The sequence below is a fragment of the Halomonas sp. AOP30-A1-24 genome (assembly GCF_052378165.1).
GTDB lineage: Bacteria > Pseudomonadota > Gammaproteobacteria > Pseudomonadales > Halomonadaceae > Vreelandella > Vreelandella citrativorans.
This window is the reverse complement of sequence record NZ_JBQSXL010000088.1, coordinates 1-938: the sequence shown is the minus strand read 5'-3', so window position 1 is coordinate 938 and position 938 is coordinate 1. Positions and strand designations below refer to the sequence as shown.

Genomic DNA, 938 nt, shown 5'->3' with positions numbered 1-938 from the left:
TTGCGCCCCTCGTAATGCTTCAGTCCAAACTCCTGCTTGAGTTCCTGATAATCTCGTTCGATGCGCCAGCGTCCTTTCGCTGTCGCCACCAGAGTGGTCAGTGACGTATCTTCCGGCAGATTGCTTAACCAATACTTCGCTGGCGCGGCGTCGCTTTGGGGCCATTCGATCAGCAACCACTCCGGTTCGCGCTTCTGCTGGCCGCGCGCCACACGCACTCGGACAGCGGTAAACCGGGAGCACAACGGCTTGTTGGTACCTTCCCGCCAGGTGATAGCCTGATAGGCATTGGCATCCAGCGACTTGGCCAGTGCTTGTGCCGACACTGGGTGATGCTCCGTGGTCTGCTGCCATCGTGTCGGCGGTCGCCCCAGGCCGGACCACTTCGGAGGCAGAGGCTCACTGCCAGGCGGCCAGACACTGATACCCTCCGGCACGTCAACGCAATAACTCAAGCCCCATTTTGCAAGCTGTTCTCGCCAGGGCGTCACTTTGCCGTAAGCCGCATCTGCCAGCACGATACCGGGCGTGATACCAGCCTCCAGTGTCTCGCGCACCTGCTGCAGGGCGATCTCCGGTTTGGTGGCAAAGTCGATCTCTTCTGGCACGCCAGCGCGGCGACAGCGCGCCGGATCGTTTGTCCATGATGTGGGCAAATAAAGCCGCCATGCGACCGGCAGGCTGGCCTGTTCGGTCGCCACCGATAGGCTAACGGCGACCTGACAATTGTCCTGTTTACCAATCTCACCGCAGTATTGGCGGCTAACGCCCACCGAATGCCGTCCTTTCTTGCGAATACCGGTGTCATCGATAATCCAGAAAGGCGTCGTATCGGGGGGAAGCAAGTAGGGTAGCACCTGCTGCGCCACGCCATTAAGCATCCCTCGGTCAGACCATCCAGAGCGAGCCACCAGGTGATGCAGCGACTGATGACAGGC

Annotated in this window: 1 protein-coding gene; it reads right to left on the bottom strand. The window is 60.1% G+C overall.

Features of this window, described 5'->3' with window-relative positions; translation table 11 throughout:
- Positions 1-938: IS701 family transposase (locus tag ACT3TJ_RS17990; RefSeq protein WP_444615275.1), on the bottom strand; the 938-nt coding region annotated here is incomplete at both ends.